Annotated in this window: 17 protein-coding genes; 6 read left to right on the top strand and 11 right to left on the bottom strand. The window is 71.3% G+C overall.

Going from position 1 to position 15,376, the window contains the following annotated elements; genetic code table 11:
• Positions 1-108 precede the first annotated feature (108 nt).
• Complete coding sequence (locus tag ACIRU3_RS33285; protein WP_404064323.1) at positions 109-969, top strand: Bax inhibitor-1/YccA family protein; 861 nt, start codon at positions 109-111, stop codon at positions 967-969.
• 56 nt (positions 970-1,025) lie between these two features.
• On the opposite strand, the gene ACIRU3_RS33280 is transcribed toward ACIRU3_RS33285, so the two are convergent.
• Positions 1,026-1,256: a DUF4287 domain-containing protein gene (locus ACIRU3_RS33280; protein ID WP_020940491.1), complete on the bottom strand. Its 231-nt coding sequence runs from the start codon at positions 1,254-1,256 to the stop codon at positions 1,026-1,028.
• 99 nt (positions 1,257-1,355) lie between these two features.
• Between ACIRU3_RS33280 and ACIRU3_RS33275 the strand changes: the two genes are divergently transcribed.
• The gene (locus tag ACIRU3_RS33275) at positions 1,356-1,667 is read left to right on the top strand and encodes a hypothetical protein (protein WP_404064320.1); all 312 of its coding nucleotides are present in this window, start codon (positions 1,356-1,358) and stop codon (positions 1,665-1,667) included.
• Between the two features lie 2 nt (positions 1,668-1,669).
• Here ACIRU3_RS33275 and ACIRU3_RS33270 read toward each other — a convergent pair whose 3' ends face one another.
• The 3 genes from ACIRU3_RS33270 to ACIRU3_RS33260 form a co-directional block, all read right to left on the bottom strand.
• Positions 1,670-2,452 carry a hypothetical protein gene (locus tag ACIRU3_RS33270; protein WP_404064417.1) on the bottom strand — a complete coding sequence of 261 codons (783 nt, stop codon included), beginning with the start codon at positions 2,450-2,452 and terminating at the stop codon, positions 1,670-1,672.
• 293 nt (positions 2,453-2,745) lie between these two features.
• Positions 2,746-3,966, bottom strand: a complete 1,221-nt coding sequence (locus tag ACIRU3_RS33265; protein WP_404064317.1) for an acetyl-CoA C-acetyltransferase — start codon at positions 3,964-3,966, stop codon at positions 2,746-2,748.
• 159 nt (positions 3,967-4,125) lie between these two features.
• A complete protein-coding gene (locus ACIRU3_RS33260; RefSeq protein ID WP_404064314.1) occupies positions 4,126-5,145 on the bottom strand; it encodes an SGNH/GDSL hydrolase family protein in 1,020 nt (339 codons plus the stop codon).
• Positions 5,146-5,306: 161 nt separating this feature from the next.
• Between ACIRU3_RS33260 and ACIRU3_RS33255 the strand changes: the two genes are divergently transcribed.
• Complete coding sequence (locus tag ACIRU3_RS33255) at positions 5,307-6,698, top strand: cystathionine beta-synthase (protein ID WP_404064311.1); 1,392 nt, start codon at positions 5,307-5,309, stop codon at positions 6,696-6,698.
• Positions 6,699-7,114: 416 nt separating this feature from the next.
• On the opposite strand, the gene ACIRU3_RS33250 is transcribed toward ACIRU3_RS33255, so the two are convergent.
• The 6 genes from ACIRU3_RS33250 to ACIRU3_RS33225 all read right to left on the bottom strand — a co-directional run bounded on the left by ACIRU3_RS33250 (position 7,115) and on the right by ACIRU3_RS33225 (position 11,802).
• The gene (locus ACIRU3_RS33250; protein ID WP_404064309.1) at positions 7,115-7,552 is read right to left on the bottom strand and encodes a hypothetical protein; all 438 of its coding nucleotides are present in this window, start codon (positions 7,550-7,552) and stop codon (positions 7,115-7,117) included.
• A 146-nt stretch (positions 7,553-7,698) separates the two neighbouring features.
• On the bottom strand, positions 7,699-8,373 hold the full coding sequence (locus ACIRU3_RS33245) for a carbonic anhydrase (RefSeq protein WP_404064306.1): 675 nt from the start codon (positions 8,371-8,373) through the stop codon (positions 7,699-7,701).
• A 151-nt stretch (positions 8,374-8,524) separates the two neighbouring features.
• Positions 8,525-9,457, bottom strand: a complete 933-nt coding sequence (locus ACIRU3_RS33240) for an ABC transporter substrate-binding protein (RefSeq protein ID WP_404064303.1) — start codon at positions 9,455-9,457, stop codon at positions 8,525-8,527.
• A gap of 10 nt (positions 9,458-9,467) precedes the next feature.
• A complete protein-coding gene (locus tag ACIRU3_RS33235) occupies positions 9,468-10,130 on the bottom strand; it encodes an ABC transporter permease (RefSeq protein ID WP_404064414.1) in 663 nt (220 codons plus the stop codon).
• Complete coding sequence (locus ACIRU3_RS33230) at positions 10,130-10,771, bottom strand: ABC transporter permease (RefSeq protein ID WP_404064300.1); 642 nt, start codon at positions 10,769-10,771, stop codon at positions 10,130-10,132. Before ACIRU3_RS33230 ends, ACIRU3_RS33235 begins: the two co-directional genes overlap by 1 nt.
• Positions 10,768-11,802 (bottom strand): ABC transporter ATP-binding protein, encoded by a 1,035-nt coding sequence (locus ACIRU3_RS33225; protein WP_404064297.1) that lies wholly within the window; start codon positions 11,800-11,802, stop codon positions 10,768-10,770. The genes ACIRU3_RS33230 and ACIRU3_RS33225 overlap by 4 nt, the downstream gene beginning before the upstream one ends.
• A 141-nt stretch (positions 11,803-11,943) precedes the next feature.
• Between ACIRU3_RS33225 and ACIRU3_RS33220 the strand changes: the two genes are divergently transcribed.
• The 3 genes from ACIRU3_RS33220 to ACIRU3_RS33210 all read left to right on the top strand — a co-directional run bounded on the left by ACIRU3_RS33220 (position 11,944) and on the right by ACIRU3_RS33210 (position 14,985).
• Complete coding sequence (locus tag ACIRU3_RS33220) at positions 11,944-13,452, top strand: aromatic amino acid ammonia-lyase (RefSeq protein WP_404064294.1); 1,509 nt, start codon at positions 11,944-11,946, stop codon at positions 13,450-13,452.
• The gene (locus ACIRU3_RS33215; RefSeq protein WP_404064291.1) at positions 13,449-14,309 is read left to right on the top strand and encodes a MurR/RpiR family transcriptional regulator; all 861 of its coding nucleotides are present in this window, start codon (positions 13,449-13,451) and stop codon (positions 14,307-14,309) included. The genes ACIRU3_RS33220 and ACIRU3_RS33215 overlap by 4 nt, the downstream gene beginning before the upstream one ends.
• 91 nt (positions 14,310-14,400) lie before the next feature.
• Positions 14,401-14,985 (top strand): hypothetical protein, encoded by a 585-nt coding sequence (locus ACIRU3_RS33210; protein ID WP_404064288.1) that lies wholly within the window; start codon positions 14,401-14,403, stop codon positions 14,983-14,985.
• Between the two features lie 16 nt (positions 14,986-15,001).
• Here the strand turns inward: ACIRU3_RS33210 and ACIRU3_RS33205 are convergent, their stop codons facing one another.
• Positions 15,002-15,376, bottom strand: coding sequence for a hypothetical protein (locus tag ACIRU3_RS33205; protein WP_404064286.1), 375 nt, complete (start codon positions 15,374-15,376; stop codon positions 15,002-15,004).

Genomic DNA, 15,376 nt, shown 5'->3' with positions numbered 1-15,376 from the left:
GTTGCCGAGCACGGCGGGGGAAAGATCCTCCCCAGGTATTACGGTCGATCCTTTGCCAATCCATTACTCTTGAGCCAAGGCCACGCAGGGTGGCCATGGAGGAGTGAAATGAGGAGCAGTAACCCGGTCTTCTCGCGACGGGGGTTCAGCCGCGACAACGGCTACGCCGGCTTCAACACCGCACCGCAGGCCGGGTACGCACAGGGCAACCCCTACGGGCAGAACCCGTACGCGCAGAACCCCTATGCGCAGCAGGGCGTGCAGCAAGGCGCCCCGCCGCAGGCCCCGGCCACCACCGACCGGATGACGATGGACGACGTCGTCATGCGCTCGGCCCTCACGCTCGGCACGGTCGCCGTCGGCGCCGTCCTCGCCTGGGCGCTGCTGCCCGTCTCGACGACGAGCTACCACCTCGCCGTCGGCGCCGCGATCATCGCGATGGTCCTGGCCCTGGTGCAGAGCTTCAAGCGCACCGCGTCGCCCGCGCTCATCCTGGGCTACGCCGCCTTCGAGGGCGTCTTCCTCGGCGTCATCAGCGAGATGTACAACAGCCGCTGGAGCGGTGCCCCCTTCCAGGCGGTGCTCGGGACCATGGCGGTCTCGGCGGCGACCCTGCTCATCTACAAGGCCGGCTGGATCCGCGTCACCGCCCGCTACGCCCGCATCGGCATGGCCATCGCCATCGCCTTCGTGCTCGTCATGGTGGTCAACCTGCTGCTGGTCGCGTTCGGCGTCGCCGAGAACGGCGGCCTGCGCAGCTTCGGTCCGCTCGGTGCGATCGTCGGCATCATCGCCATCGTGCTCGGTGCGTTCTTCCTGACGCTGGACTTCAAGCAGATCGAGGACGGCATCGCCTACGGAGCCCCGCGCAGTGAGTCCTGGCTCGCCGCGTTCGGTCTCACCATGACCCTGGTGTGGATCTACGTGGAGATGCTGCGGCTGGTGGCGATCTTCAGCAGCAACGACTAGCCGACACGCCGGTCGTGGGAAGGGCCCCGGGTTCGACCCGGGGCCCTTTCGGCGTCTCAGAGCAGCTTCCGGGCCGCCCTCCTCAGGTCGTACTCATGGACAATCGCCTTGGCGTGGCCGTACGCGAGGTCGTACTCGTGCCGGAGCCAGCTGACCTTCTCCTCGAAGCGGAACAGGGCGGGGCCTTCTTCAACGGTGCGCAGCCAGTCGGATACTTCACGACCGGTGCAGTGGGGGATGCGGGCGAGCAGATTGCGGTGGGTCTCCTCGGAGAAGAGTTGGGACATCGGCGCCTCCGAACGCAAAGGGGATGTAAGCCGGTCCTTCACGTCACCGTGCCTGAGCGTTCGCGTATTGGCAACAGTGCGGCGCGTTACGCTCGGCGCGTGGTTGATACGACGCCCTTGACCCGAGCAGTGGATCACTTCGCCGACCAGCTGCGGGCCGCTCCGCAGAGCAGGCTGCAACGGGGGGCCGCCGCGGAGGCCCTGGCTGTGGCCAGGGAACTCTCCCGGCGGGCCCAGCTGCTGGAGGAACCGGAAGCGGAGCCTCGGGAGATGCCGGACGCGGGCATGTTCGCGGCGGCCGACCAAATCACCGTCGCCGGACATGACTTGGCGGTGGTGTTGCGGAGTGCCGACGAGGTCGCCGAGGCGGTGGGTCTGGTGGAGGAGGCGCGCAAGAGGGCGGGGGTGTGACGTCAGAGAGACGCTATGACCCGGTCGGCCAGGATGTAGACCGTGTCCTCGCCGCAGGCGAAGGTCAGGGTGTAGGCGCCGGAGATGCCCGAGCCGCCCAGCAGGTACGGGGTCTGGCCGTCGCGGAGGGCCGCTGCGAGATGTTCGGCCGTCTCGCGGTGGCCGGGCGTCATGCACAGGGTGGTGCCGTCGGTGAAGACGTAGACGTCGAGGGTGCCGAGGGGGCCGGGGCGGACGTCGGAGAGTTCGACCTGCTCGGCGGCCAGCTGTTCCAGCGTGGTCACCGTGCGCTCGTGGTCGTTCACGGCCGGCGACTGCACCGGGACGAAGTCGGGGTGCGAGGGGTGGCGGCGGCGGGCCGCGGCCAGTTCGGGGGAGTCCCCGGCGAACTCGTCGGCCTCGGTGGTCGGCTCGGAGACCGGCTCCAGCGGTTCGAGGCCCGCGAAGTCGGTCTGCCGGGGCAGGAACAGGTCGCCGTCGGCGAGACCCAGCAGGGAGGGGGTGTCGGAGGCGTCCCGGGCTTCCTGGGCGGCCCAGAAGGCGCGGGCCTCGGCCAGCTCCCGCTCCCGCTCCTCGGCGAGCGCCTCGGCCACGGCCGCGCGTATCTCGTCGGCGTCGGCGGCGCTGCGGGCGGCCGGCAGCAGGGCGCCCAGAGCGGCCGCCCGGTCCGCGGTGAGCTGGGCCTGCAGCTCCGTGAGCTGACGGCGCAGTTTCAGGACGGTGCGCAGGACGGCGACGCCCACGGCGCCCGTGGCGGCCGTGGTGAGCAGCAGGGCGATGGGCATGGCGCTCACTGACGTACTCCCAGGTTCAAAGTCGACCCCCGACTTCCTACATCAGCTTGAAGGGCGGACTAAGCAGTTGTCAGTGCGTAAGGTCACGAAACGGACAGGACTTTGGTTCCGCGGTTTCGTCCGTCATCGCATCGACCTGCGCTGACCTGCAGTGATACCCCCGGCTAGGGAGATAGGTCACATCCTGGGGGAGATTGGATCACAAACAGGCCCAGAACCCGGGTGTTTTCCGGGTTCCGGGCCGTTCCCTGACCTTCGGTGCCCGTTCGGACACCGAGAGTTGATCAGCTCAGGCGCTCGATGACCATCGCCATGCCCTGGCCGCCGCCGACGCACATCGTCTCCAGGCCGAACTGCTTGTCGTGCCACTGCAGGGAGTTGATGAGCGTGCCGGTGATGCGGGCACCGGTCATGCCGAACGGGTGGCCGACGGCGATGGCGCCGCCGTTGACGTTCAGCCTGTCCAGGTCGATGCCGAGGTCGCGGTAGGAGGGGATCACCTGGGCGGCGAAGGCCTCGTTGATCTCGACCAGGTCGATGTCGCCGATGGTCAGGCCGGCGCGGCGCAGGGCCTGCTTGCTGGCCTCCACCGGGCCGAGGCCCATGATCTCCGGGGAGAGGCCGGAGACGCCGGTCGACACGATGCGGGCGAGCGGGGTCAGGCCCAGCTCGCGTGCCTTGGTGTCGCTCATGATGACGAGGGCGGCGGCGCCGTCGTTGAGCGGGCAGCAGTTGGCGGCGGTGACCAGCCCGTCCGGGCGGAAGACCGGCTTGAGGCCCTGGACACCCTCCAGCGTGACGCCGGCGCGCGGGCCGTCGTCCTTGCTGACGACCGTGCCGTCGGGGAGGGTCACCGGGGTGATCTCGCGCTCCCAGAAGCCGTTCTTGATGGCCTCTTCGGCGAGGTTCTGTGAACGGACGCCGAACTCGTCCATGTCCTGGCGGGTCACGCCCTTCGAGCGGGCGAGGTTCTCGGCGGTCTGGCCCATCGCGATGTACGCGTCGGGGACCAGGCCGTCCTCACGCGGGTCGTGCCACGTGGTGCCCTCCTGCTGGGCGACGGCCACGGTGCGCGCCTCGGCCTCGGCGAAGAAGGGGTTGTGCGTGTCCGGCAGGCCGTCGGAGCTGCCCTTGACGAAGCGGGAGACCGTCTCGACACCGGCCGAGATGAAGACGTCGCCCTCGCCGGCCTTGATGGCGTGCAGGGCCATGCGGGAGGTCTGGAGCGAGGAGGAGCAGTACCGGGTGACCGTGCAGCCCGGCAGGTGGTCCATGCCCATCTGCACGGCGACGATCCGGCCGAGGTTGTGGCCCTGCTCGCCGCCGGGGAGACCGCAGCCGAGCATCAGGTCGTCGATGTCCTTGGGGTCCAGCTCGGGGATCTTGGCGAGCGCCGCCTGGATGATGGTCGCGGTCAGGTCGTCGGGGCGCAGGTCCTTGAGGGAACCCTTGCCGGCGCGGCCGATGGGGGAGCGGGCGGTCGAGACGATGACGGCTTCGGGCATCACGGCTCCAGTGGGCGTACGAGGTTGGCAGGGCCGCTTGGGAAGTTACCCGGCCGTATGGTCCAGGTCACTGGTGTCGTGGTGTGACACTGACCGCAATTTACTAAGCGCTTGCTTGGCTGCGTTGATTCCAGCCCCGGGAGACGGCCCCCCGGGGGGTCACACCGACGGGCTCGCCGGCTCGGCCTCCGGCACCCGGCGCCGGCGGCGGCGCTTCAGCAACGCCCACGGACCCCGGGGTCCGGTCGGCATCGCCGCCGTGACCTCGGTGCCCGCCTCCGACGCGGCCTCCGCCGCGGCCCGGGCGACCGGCAGGAAGCCCTCGCGACGGGACACGTCGGGCCGCTCCTCCTCGGCCGGCCACAGGCCCAGCGCCGCACACACGGTGGGCAGGACCGCCATCGCCGCCGTGGCGTACCCCTCCGCGGAGGGGTGGTAGTTGTCCGGCCCGAACAACTCCCGCGGATTCGCCTCGAACTCGGGCCCGAGCAGGTCGCCCAGCGACACCGTCCGCCCGCCCTGCTCCACCGCCCCGATCGTCTGCGCGGCCGCAAGCTGCCGCGAGGCCCGGCGGGCCAGCCACCGCAGCGGCTGCTGCACCGGCTCGATGGTGCCGAGGTCGGGACAGGTGCCGACGACCACCTCCGCGCCGGCCGTGCGCAGCCGTCGTACCGCTGCCGCGAGGTGCCGTACCGAACGCGTCGGCGGCATCCGGTGCGTCACGTCGTTCGCACCGATCATGATCACGCAGATGTCGGGAAGCGGGTACGGGGACGAGAGCACCAGCGCCACCTGCCGGTCCAGATCGTCCGACTGCGCCCCCGGCAACGCCACGTTCCGCAGCTCCACCGGGCGTTCCGCCACCGCCGCGAGCCCCGAGGCCAGCAGCGCCCCCGGTGTCTGCCCGGCCCGGTGCACCCCCTGCCCGGCCGCCGTGGAGTCGCCGAGCAGCCTCAGCCTGAGGGGAGGTTCACCCGGGACGTCGTACCCCTGTCCGTACACACCGTCGGCTGCCGGTACCCGGCCGCCGCTGCCGTTGCCCACATGGCGCCGGGCCAGCCGCATCTCCGCAAGCAGCAGGCCGACGGCGGCCGCCCCGACCAGCCCGGCCCCGCCACCGCCGTACGCCGCTCCGGCCGCGATGCGCCGGGCCACTCTCGCCCTCGACATGCTCGTCATGCGTCGCCGCCACCTCCTCGTAGCCGTACATCCACTCCTTGCCCCGTACAGCCCGTTCGTCAATCTCAACGGGGAGTGAACGCCCGCCCCACGTCACCCAGGGGCCTTAGGCTGGCGGAACCACTACGACCACTGTTTTTTGAAAGCAACCGGAGACAACGGTGCGATTCCACGACTCGATGATCAGCCTCGTCGGCAACACCCCGCTGCTGAGGCTCAACAACGTGACCAAGGGCATCCAGGCCACCGTCCTGGCCAAGGTGGAGTACTTCAACCCGGGCGGTTCCGTGAAGGACCGCATCGCCCTGCGCATGATCGAGGCCGCCGAGGAGAGCGGGGAGCTGAAGCCGGGCGGCACGATCGTCGAGCCGACCAGTGGGAACACCGGTGTCGGCCTCGCCATCGTGGCCCAGCAGAAGGGCTACAAGTGCATCTTCGTGTGCCCCGACAAGGTGAGCACCGACAAGATCAACGTGCTGCGGGCCTACGGTGCCGAGGTCGTCGTCTGCCCGACGGCGGTCGACCCGGAGCACCCGGACTCCTACTACAACGTCTCCGACCGGCTCGTCCGCGAGACCCCCGGCGCCTGGAAGCCCGACCAGTACTCCAACCCCAACAACCCGCTCTCGCACTATCACTCGACCGGCCCCGAGCTGTGGGAGCAGACCGAGGGGAAGATCACCCACTTCGTGGCGGGCGTGGGCACCGGCGGCACCATCTCCGGCACCGGCCGCTATCTGAAGGACGCGAGCGACGGCAAGGTCAAGGTCGTCGGCGCCGACCCCGAGGGATCCGTCTACTCCGGCGGCTCCGGGCGGCCGTACCTGGTCGAGGGCGTCGGTGAGGACTTCTGGCCCACCGCCTACGACCGGACCGTCGCCGACGAGATCGTCCCGGTCTCGGACAAGGACTCCTTCCAGATGACCCGCCGGCTGGCGAAGGAGGAGGGCCTGCTGGTGGGCGGCTCCTGCGGGATGGCCGTCGTGGCCGCGCTGCGGGTCGCCGAGCGGCTCGGCCCGGACGACGTCGTCGTCGTCCTCCTGCCCGACAGCGGCCGCGGTTACCTCAGCAAGATCTTCAACGACGAGTGGATGGCCGACTACGGCTTCCTGGAGGACGAGGGCCCCAGCGCCCGCGTCGCCGACGTCCTCAACGACAAGGTGGGCGGCTCCATCCCGTCCCTCGTCCACATGCACCCCGAGGAGACGGTCGGTGAGGCCATCGAGGTGCTGCGCGAGTACGGCGTCTCGCAGATGCCGGTCGTCAAGCCGGGCGCCGGTCACCCGGACGTGATGGCCGCCGAGGTCGTCGGGTCGGTCGTCGAACGGGAGCTGCTCGACGCCCTGTTCAACAAGCGGGCATCGCTCGACGACCCGCTGGAGAAGCACATGTGCGCCCCGCTGCCGCAGGTCGGCTCCGGCGAGGCGGTCGGCGACCTGATGCAGGTGCTGGGTTCGGCGGACGCGGCCATCGTCCTGGTCGAGGGCAAGCCGACCGGCGTGGTCAGCCGGCAGGACCTGCTGGCCTTCCTGGCCAAGGGCGGGAACAAGTAGCAAACCCGAGGTGAACTGCCCCTGGCGGCGGCGAACTTACGGTGTCCTCGGCCGACCGAGTCGTCTCGCAAGTGGTACGAGCGTGTCACGTGCGCGCAGCACCGGCTTAACACGGCTCCGGCACATTGGTGGGTGTCGGCAGGGCGGGAGCGGCTCCCCGCCCCGGCCGGCACCGAACGGCGCCAAGGACCTCCGGAGCGGCTCCCGGACCTCCATGGACGCCCAGGACGCGCAAGCCCGGCCCTGACCCGGCCCGCGTCCTTCGCGGGGACCGCCGTCGTCCCGCCCCCCGGCAACGGGGGTGCGGCGGTCCCCGCGCAAGTCTTCCCGCGGGCGCTGCGCCCGATTCCCGGCCGCCCGCCCGCGCACGGCGGTCCGCCGTCCGCGCTCCTGCTCCCGCGCGGGGACCGGTCCGCTCAGTCCTCCCGGTCGTCCTCGGCGGAGCGGCCCGAGCGGCGTCCGGTGACCAGCTCCGGGTTGAGGCGCATGGCCTGGGCCGCGTTGACGCCGACGATGCCGACCCAGGTGGTCACCATCCCGGACATCCCGGCCAGGGCGCCGCCGATCGCGGACAGCGGGATCGCCAGGACCAGCGACACGATGGCGAAGCCGAAGCGTTCGGCCCAGGTGTCGGACCCCTTCGGCCGCCGGGCGCCGCGCGCGTCCGCCATCCGCTGCTCGGCCAGGTGCCGCCGCACCCGGCGGTCCACCACGTCGTCGATCCGCTGATCGACCTTCTCCAGGAAGGATTCGACGAGCGCGGAGTCGTACTCCTCGCCCAGTTCCCTGCGTGCCCGCACGGTGGCGTCCAGGTCCTTCTTGAGGTCGACGTCCCGCGAGTCCAGTGCGCTCATGCTCTCCACCCTAGGGAGCCGTCACGCCCGCCGCACTGGGGACAACCCCCCTGTTCGCACCGGAGCCGGCCACCGTGCGGCCACCGCAGGACGGACAGGGCTCGTGACAGGTTCACGGTGCTTCTTCGGGAGGGGGTTCGGGCGGCTCAGGGCAGCAGGGACACGAGCCCGGAGTCGAGGTCGGAGCGGGCGGCCGCGACATGGGCCGGGGTGAAGGCCGGGTCGGCGCGGATCGCGTCCCGGACCCAGGCGGTGTGGGCACGCATGGTGTGCTCGGCCCAGTCGCCGGACAGGCCCCGGGTGCGGCGGGCGGCGGGGGCGATCTCCTCCACCAGCAGCTCCAGGTGGCCCGGTACCGGCGCGCCGGAGCGCAGATGCTCCAGCGTGGCGGCGACGGCGCCGCAGCGCTCGTGTCCGAGGACCAGCACGAGCGCGACGCCCAGCTCCTGCACGCCGTACTGGACGGACCCGAGGACGGCCTCGTCCAGCACCTGGCCGGCCGTCCTTATGCACAGCAGGTCGCCGAGTCCCTGGTCGAAGACCAGCTCGGGCGGCACCCGGGAGTCGATGCAGCCGACGATCACCGCGAACGGGTGCTGTGCGGCGGCCAGCAGACGGCGCCGGCCGGGGGTGTCGTGCGGGTGGCCGGGGCGGCCGGCCGCGTAGCGCCGGTTGCCCGCGAGGAGTTCGTCGAGGGCGGCGTGCGCGGTGTGTGCGGTGTGTGGGGGGTGGGCACGAGGACCGGGTGCGGCCGCCGCCGAGGCGGCGGACAGCGCGGTGACGGCGGTGGCCGTCAGGAAGGCCCTGCGGTTGGAGGCCATGACGCTTCCTCAGGTGTGGTGCCAGTAGGCTTGTTCACCGTAAGCACCCACGTGGTCACCCTGGGTTGCGGTTTAACGACACTTGGCTCATTCGTCGTCAGATCATCGCCACGGCGATACCGCTCCTTGATGGGCGGCCGCGGAAGGACCGTCACTTCGCCAGCCCGTGCTGCTTCGCGTATGTGTCCGCCACGTCCTCCGGGTCCTTCTTGTCCTTGTCCACCTGGCGGTTCAGCTCGGTCAGCTGGGCGGTGGTCAGGACGTTGCCGAGCCGGGCGAGGGCCTTGCGGACCGTGTCGTCGGCCTTGCGGTCGGCGATGAGGGGGACGATGTGCTGGCTGGGGATCAGATGCTCGGGGTCGGCGAGCACCACCCAGTCGTTGGCCTTGATGTCGGTGTCGGTGGTGAAGAGGTTCGCGACGTCCACATCGCCCTTCTTCAGGGCGCCCTTGACCAGCGGGCCGTCGGAGTCCAGCGACTTGAACTCCTTGAACTCCACGCCGTAGACCTCCTTCAGCCCGACCGCGCCGACCTGACGCTTCTTCACCTCGGGGGCGGCCCCGATGACGAGCTTGCCGTTCTGCTTCCGCAGGTCGGCGAGGGAGGCCAGGCCGTACCTCCGGGCGGTCTCGCGGGTGACGGCGAAGGCGTCGGAGTCCTCCGCCATGCCGTACGGCAGGACCTGGAGGCCGGCCGGCAGGGCGAGGGTGAGGGCGTTCTGCATCGCGCCCGACTCCGTCGGGGTGGCCTTGGGGTCGAGGTAGTTGAGGAGAGCGCCCTGGTACTCCGGGAGGAGGTCGATGTCGCCGGCCTTCAGGGCCGGGATGACGATCTCGCGGGTGCCGAGATTGGGGCGGACGGTCACCTTCACGCCGGCCGCCTTCAGGGCGGCGGCGTAGAGGTACCCGAGGACCTGGTTCTCCGTGAAGTTGGCGGTGCCGATGGTGACTCCGCCCTTGCTGGAGCCGCCCCCGCCACCGCCGGTGCCCTGGCTGTCGAGGGACGTGATGCCGCCGGCGCACGCGGAGAGGGCGGGGACGGAGGCGACCGCGAACAGGCCGCCGAGGACGGTACGACGATTCATCGGGGGATCCTTAGGCAGTGCGGTGGCGGAAGAGGAAGCGCTGCAGGCCGGCGAGGCCCACGTCCAGGACGACGGCGACCACGGCGACCAGTACCGCGCCGCCGAGCACCTGCACGAGGTCGCGCTGGGCCAGTCCGTCGAAGACGTAGCGGCCCAGGCCGCCGAAGGAGACGTACGCGGCGACGGTCGCCGTGGCGACGACCTGGATCAGGGCCAGGCGCAGGCCGGTCATGATCAGGGGGAGCGCGAGCGGCAGTTCGACCTGGAGGAGGACCTGGTGGCCCCGCATGCCCTGGCCGCGCGCCGCGTCCTTCACCTCCGGGTCGACGGCCGTCATGCCCGCGTAGGTGTTGGTGACGATCGCCGGGACCGCGAGCGCGACCAGGGCGACGTACACCGGCAGCATCGACAGGCCGCCGGCCAGGAAGACCAGGACCACCAGACCGACGGTCGGCAGCGCGCGGCCGAAGGACGCGAGGTTGATCGCGAGGAAGGCGCCCTTGCCGGTGTGGCCGATCAGCAGGCCCAGCGGGAGGCCGATGGCGGCCGCGATGAGGGTGGCCAGCAGGGAGTACTGGAGGTGCTCGGCGAGCCGGTGCCCGATGCCATCGGGGCCGGTCCACTGGGAGCCGCTGACCAGCCACTTGCCGAGGTCCTCGAAGAGTTCGTACATCAGGCTCGCCGCCTCTTCCACGGGGTGAGGACGTACTGGAGGGCCACCAGCAGCGCGTCCGCGACGACGGCGAGGAGGAGGGTGAGGACCACTCCGACGATCACCGGGGTCGGGAAGTTGCGCTGGAAGCCGTCGGTGAAGAGCTGACCGAGGCCGCCGTCGCCGATGTACGTCGCGACGGACACGAGGGAGATCGACATGACCGTGGCGATGCGGACGCCCGCCATGATCACGGGCAGGGCGAGCGGCAGCTCCACGGTGAGGAGGGTGCGCAGCGGGCGTGTGCCCATCGCCTTCGATGCCTCCTTGACCTTCACCGGGACCGAGTCGAGGCCCTCGACCGTGTTCCGCAGCAGGACGACCAGGGTGTAGACCGTCAGGCCGATCACGGTGGTGGTGCGGGTCAGGCCGCTCACCGGCAGGAGCAGGACGAAGATCGCGATCGACGGGATCGTGAACAGGATGTTCGACATGCCGAGCAGGAAGCCGCGCAGGGGGCGGATCCGGTGGGCGACGACGGCCAGCGGGAGCGAGATCAGCAGGCCGAGGAGGACGGCGGTCAGGGCGGCCTGGAGATGGGAGACCGTGAGGGTGGTGAGTTCGTCGGTGTGGTCGGCCGTCCAGGACCAGTCGATGGTCATGCCGCCACGCTCGCTTCCGTGTGGGCCCGGCCCGCGTGCTCGTGGATGTCGTCGCGCGAGGAGACGCCGGTGAACACGCCGTCCGCGTCGACGCGGGCGATCAGGCCGGCGGGGGAGGCGATCGATTCGTTGAGGGCCGACAGCAGGGAGTCGGTGTCCCTGAGCGGTCGTACGGGGAGTTCGGCGTCCGCCGAGGCCCAGTGCAGGGGCCTCTTCGCCGCGTCGAGGACGAGGGTCCAGGAGCCGCCCTCGGGGGCCGGGCCCTTGGGGACCTCGGCGAGGGTCTTCAGCGAGAGCAGCTTCAGCCCGCGCTCGGCGCCGAGGAATCCGGCCACGAAGTCGTCGGCGGGGCGGGCCAGGAGTTCGGCGGGCGGGGCGCACTGGACCAGGTGGCCGCCGGTGCGGAAGATCGCGATGCGGTCGCCGAGCCGGACGGCCTCGTCGACGTCGTGGGTGACGAAGACGATGGTCTTGCTCAACTCCTTCTGCAGGCGCAGCAGTTCGTCCTGGAGCTGGCTGCGCACGACCGGGTCGACCGCGCCGAAGGGCTCGTCCATGAGCAGGACCGGGGGGTCGGCGGCCAGGGCGCGGGCCACGCCCACGCGCTGCTGCTGGCCGCCGGAGAGCTGGTGCGGGTAGCGCTTGCCGGCGTCGGGGGCGAGACCGACGGTCTCCAGCAGCTCGGCCGCGCGGGCCCGGGCCTTCCTGCGGTTCCAGCCGAGCAGCAGCGGAACGGTGGCGATGTTGTCGAGCACCGTGCGGTGCGGGAAGAGGCCGGCCTGCTGGATGACGTAGCCGATGGAGCGGCGCAGCTCCGCCGCGTCCTGCCGGGTCACGTCCTTGCCGCCGACGCGGATGGTGCCGGAGGTCGGTTCCACCATCCGGTTGATCATCCGCAGGGTGGTCGTCTTGCCGCAACCGGAGGATCCGACCAGGACCGTGATGCCGCCTTCCGGCATCTCCAGGCTGAGGTCGTGGACTGCTGTGGTGCCGTTGGGGAAGCGCTTGTGGACCGCATCGAACTGGATCATGAGATGTCCCTTGCCCGGCTGTATAACGTCATGCAGAGTTCTTGGTGTCTGAATAGGTTGTCAATGCTCTGGCGTTAATCCGAGGTAACCGATGACCGCAGGGCAAGACCCGATGTCAGGGTTGAGGGGAGTTTGGGCTTTATGTCGTCTCGCATTTTGGACGCGCCGGAGTCCGTGCGGTCCGGGGCGGTGGCCCTCGACGGGAGCGGACTCGGCGTCGAGGACGTCGTGCGCCTCGCCGACGGAGCCGCGTGCCCGGTGCCCGAGTCCGGCGCGATGCGGCGGGTGGAGGAGTCCTGGAACGCCGCCCGCCAGATCGCCGCCACCGGACGCGTCTACGGCCGTTCCACCGGCGTGGGTGCGAACCGGAACGAGGACGTGCCCACCGAAGCCGCCGCCGGACACGGCCTGCGCCTGCTGCGCAGCCATGCCGGCGCCATCGGCGAGGAACTCCCCGCCCGGCAGGTGCGCGCGATGCTCGCCGTCCGGGCCAACCAGCTGCTGGCCGGAGGCGCCGGGCTGCGGCCCGGCGTGGTCACCGCCCTGTGCGAGGCGCTGGAGACGGGCGCGTATCCGGTCGTCAACGAGTTCGGCTCCGTCGGCACCGGTGACATCGCGGCGCTGGCCCAGATGGGCCTCGCACTGGCCGGGGAGCACCCCTGGCGAGGCGCGGGCGCCCCCGAGCCGCAGGCCCTCGACAACAACGACGCCCTCGCCCTGATCAGCAGCAACGCCCTCACCCTCGGCCAGTCCGCGCTCGCCCTGCACGAACTGCGCGGACTGATCGGCGCCACCCAGGTCGTCGCCGCGCTGTCCCTGCTCGCCGTCGACGGCTCCCACGAGGCCTACGCCGCTCCCGTGCACGCCGCCCGCCCGCACCGCGGCAGCGCCGAGGTGGCCCGGCGGATGCGGGAGCTGATCGGTGCCGCCGACCGGCCGACTCCGCCGCTGGGCCGGATCCAGGACCCCTACGGCTTCCGCTGCCTGCCTCAGATACACGGCCCCGCGCACGATGCGGCCGAGGCCCTGGAACAGGTCCTGACCGTGGAGATCAACGCGGCGGCCGAGAACCCGCTCATCGCACCCGAAGACCTGGCCGCCTACCACCACGGCGGTTTCTACCAGGCTCAACTCGCCCTTGCCCTGGACCACTTCAGGCTCGCCGTGACGCAGGTTGCCCGTCTGTCGACTTCCCGCCTGTCCACGCTGAACGAGCCCGCCTACACCCGGCTGCGGCCCTTCCTCGCCGACCCCGAGCCGGCCTCCTCCGGCGTGATGATCCTGGAGTACGCGGCCGGTGCGGCCCTCGGCGATCTGCGGGCCTTCTCGGCCCCCGCGTCGCTCGGGCACGCTGTACTCTCCCGGGGCGTCGAGGAACAGGCGAGTTTCGCCTCGCTCGCCGCGCGCCAGACACTGCGCGCGTGCGGTGCGTACCGTCTGGTGGTCGGCTGCGAACTCGTCGCCGCCGTCCGGGCGCTGCGCCAGCGCGACCTGAGGCCCGACCCGGGGCTCGAGGCCGGACGGGCGTTCGCGCTCGCCGAGTCGGTCCTCGACGACGACCAGGCCGACCGGCCGCTCACGGACGACGTGACGGCCGCGGCCCACCTGCTCGACCGGTTCACGGACATCTGGAGGGGGAGCACGTCATGAGCGTGGACAGGAGTACGGCCGCGACGGACAGTCCGGCCACCCGGCTGCAGGCGCTCTTCGAGGGGCACCGGCTCACGCCCACCCAGCGCCGCATCGCGCACAGCATGGTGCGGCGGGCCGCCGACGTGCCCTTCCTGTCCAGTGTGGAACTGGCCGAGCTGGCCGGGGTCAGCCAGCCCTCGGTGACCCGGTTCGCGGTCGCCCTCGGCTTCGACGGCTACCCCGCCCTGCGCAAGCACCTGCGCGAGGTCGTCCCGGCCGAACCGGCCGCGGAGGCTGGCTCGTACAACGAGTACCAGCAGGCCGTCGAGGCCGAGATCGAGAACCTGAAGCACCTCGCGGAGCTGCTCGCCGATCCCCGCCCGGTGCAGAAGGCCGGCAAGATCCTCGCCGCCTCCCGCCCGCTGCCGGTGCTCGGGCTGCGCGCCGCCGCCTCCCAGGCCTACGGCTTCGCGTACTTCGCCGCCAAGGTGCACCCGGACGTACGGCTGCTCAACGAGGGCGGCACGATGATCCACGACCGCATCGACGCGGCCGTCCGCGCGGGCGCCTCCGCCCTGCTGTGCTTCGCCCTGCCCCGGCATCCGCGCGAGGTCGTCGACACCCTCGCCTATGCCAAGGAGGCGGGCCTGACCGTCGTCACGGTCGCCGACTCCGCGTTCGCGCCCGTCGCCAAGCACTCCGACCTGCTGCTGCCCGCCGCCGTCGGCACCGGGCTCGCCTTCGACACCGCGTGCGCGCCCATGCTGCTCGGGCGGGTGCTGCTGGAGGCGGTCTGCGACGACCTCCCGGACGCCCAGGCCCGGTTGGAGGAGTTCGACGCGAACGCGGCGGCCCGCGGACTGTTCGTCGAGTGACCTGGCGCGCTCTCAGACTCGTCTCACGTTCTGCCACTAGCTTCGTGCGCAAGCACAGGAGCTGTGCGGACACAGGACACGGGAGGCCGAGGTGGCGCGCGGAGGACAGGGGCTGGCCCGGGTGGCCGTCGTCGTACGGGCCGGGGCAGCACCGTTGTGGTGGTGCGGGGTGTTCGCCGCCGGGATCGGTGCGGCGGCGCCCGGGGTGACCGGACGGCGGATCGGGGTGCTCGCCGGGGCGGCGCTGTTCCTCGTCGCCGCGGCCGGCGTGGCGGCGGCGCGGCGGAAGCGGTACGCCGTCCTCGCCCGCGAGGTCACCCGCGCGGGCAAGTACGACGTGCTGCAGGACCGGGCGGTCACCGTCCGCACCTGGCGCCGCGGGCACCGCTGGTGGCTGCTGCTCGCCTTCGCCGTCGCGCTCGGCAGCTCCTTCGCGGTGCCCGCGGCCGGGGGCATGCTGCTCGCCGGGGCCGGTACCGGGCTGCGGCTGAAGGCCGTGTGGCTCGGGCGGCGCGAGCGGGCCGGGGACTCGCTGCTGTGGGTGCGTGTCGACTGGCTCGACGCGCGGGGCGGGAGCCCGGCGGGCAGGGCCGTGAAGGGCCTGCGCGGTACGGGCATCGCGGCCGGCGACGCGGCCCCGGGCGGGGCCCGCCGCCGTACCGCGGAACTCGTGTGACCTCCTGGACCTCCGGCTAGACCTCCAGTTCCAGCTCGATCCTCTTGAGCTGGTGCCGGGCCATCGCCAGGTTGGCCCGGCTCGCGTCCAGGACCAGATACAGGAACAGACCGTTGCCGCCGCGCCCCTTGAGCAGGCGGATCAGGTGGTACTGGTCCGACAGCGTGATCAGGATGTCCTCGATCTCGCCCTTGAGGCCCAGGTGTTCCATGGTGCGCATCTTGGCGCGGATCACGTCCGTGTTGCCGGCGGCCGCCACGTTCAGGTCGAAGCTCTTGCTGCCGCCGATGGTGCCGAGGGCCATCCCGCTGGTGTAGTCGACGAGCGCGACGCCGGTGGCGCCCTCGATGGAGGTCAGCGCCTCTTTCAGTGCGGTCTCGGTGTTGGCCAT

This window comes from Streptomyces sp. NPDC101151, from assembly GCF_044768335.1.
Lineage (GTDB): Bacteria > Actinomycetota > Actinomycetes > Streptomycetales > Streptomycetaceae > Streptomyces.
Note: the sequence above shows the minus strand (reverse complement) of the source record. Positions and strands in the feature narration are given on the sequence as shown.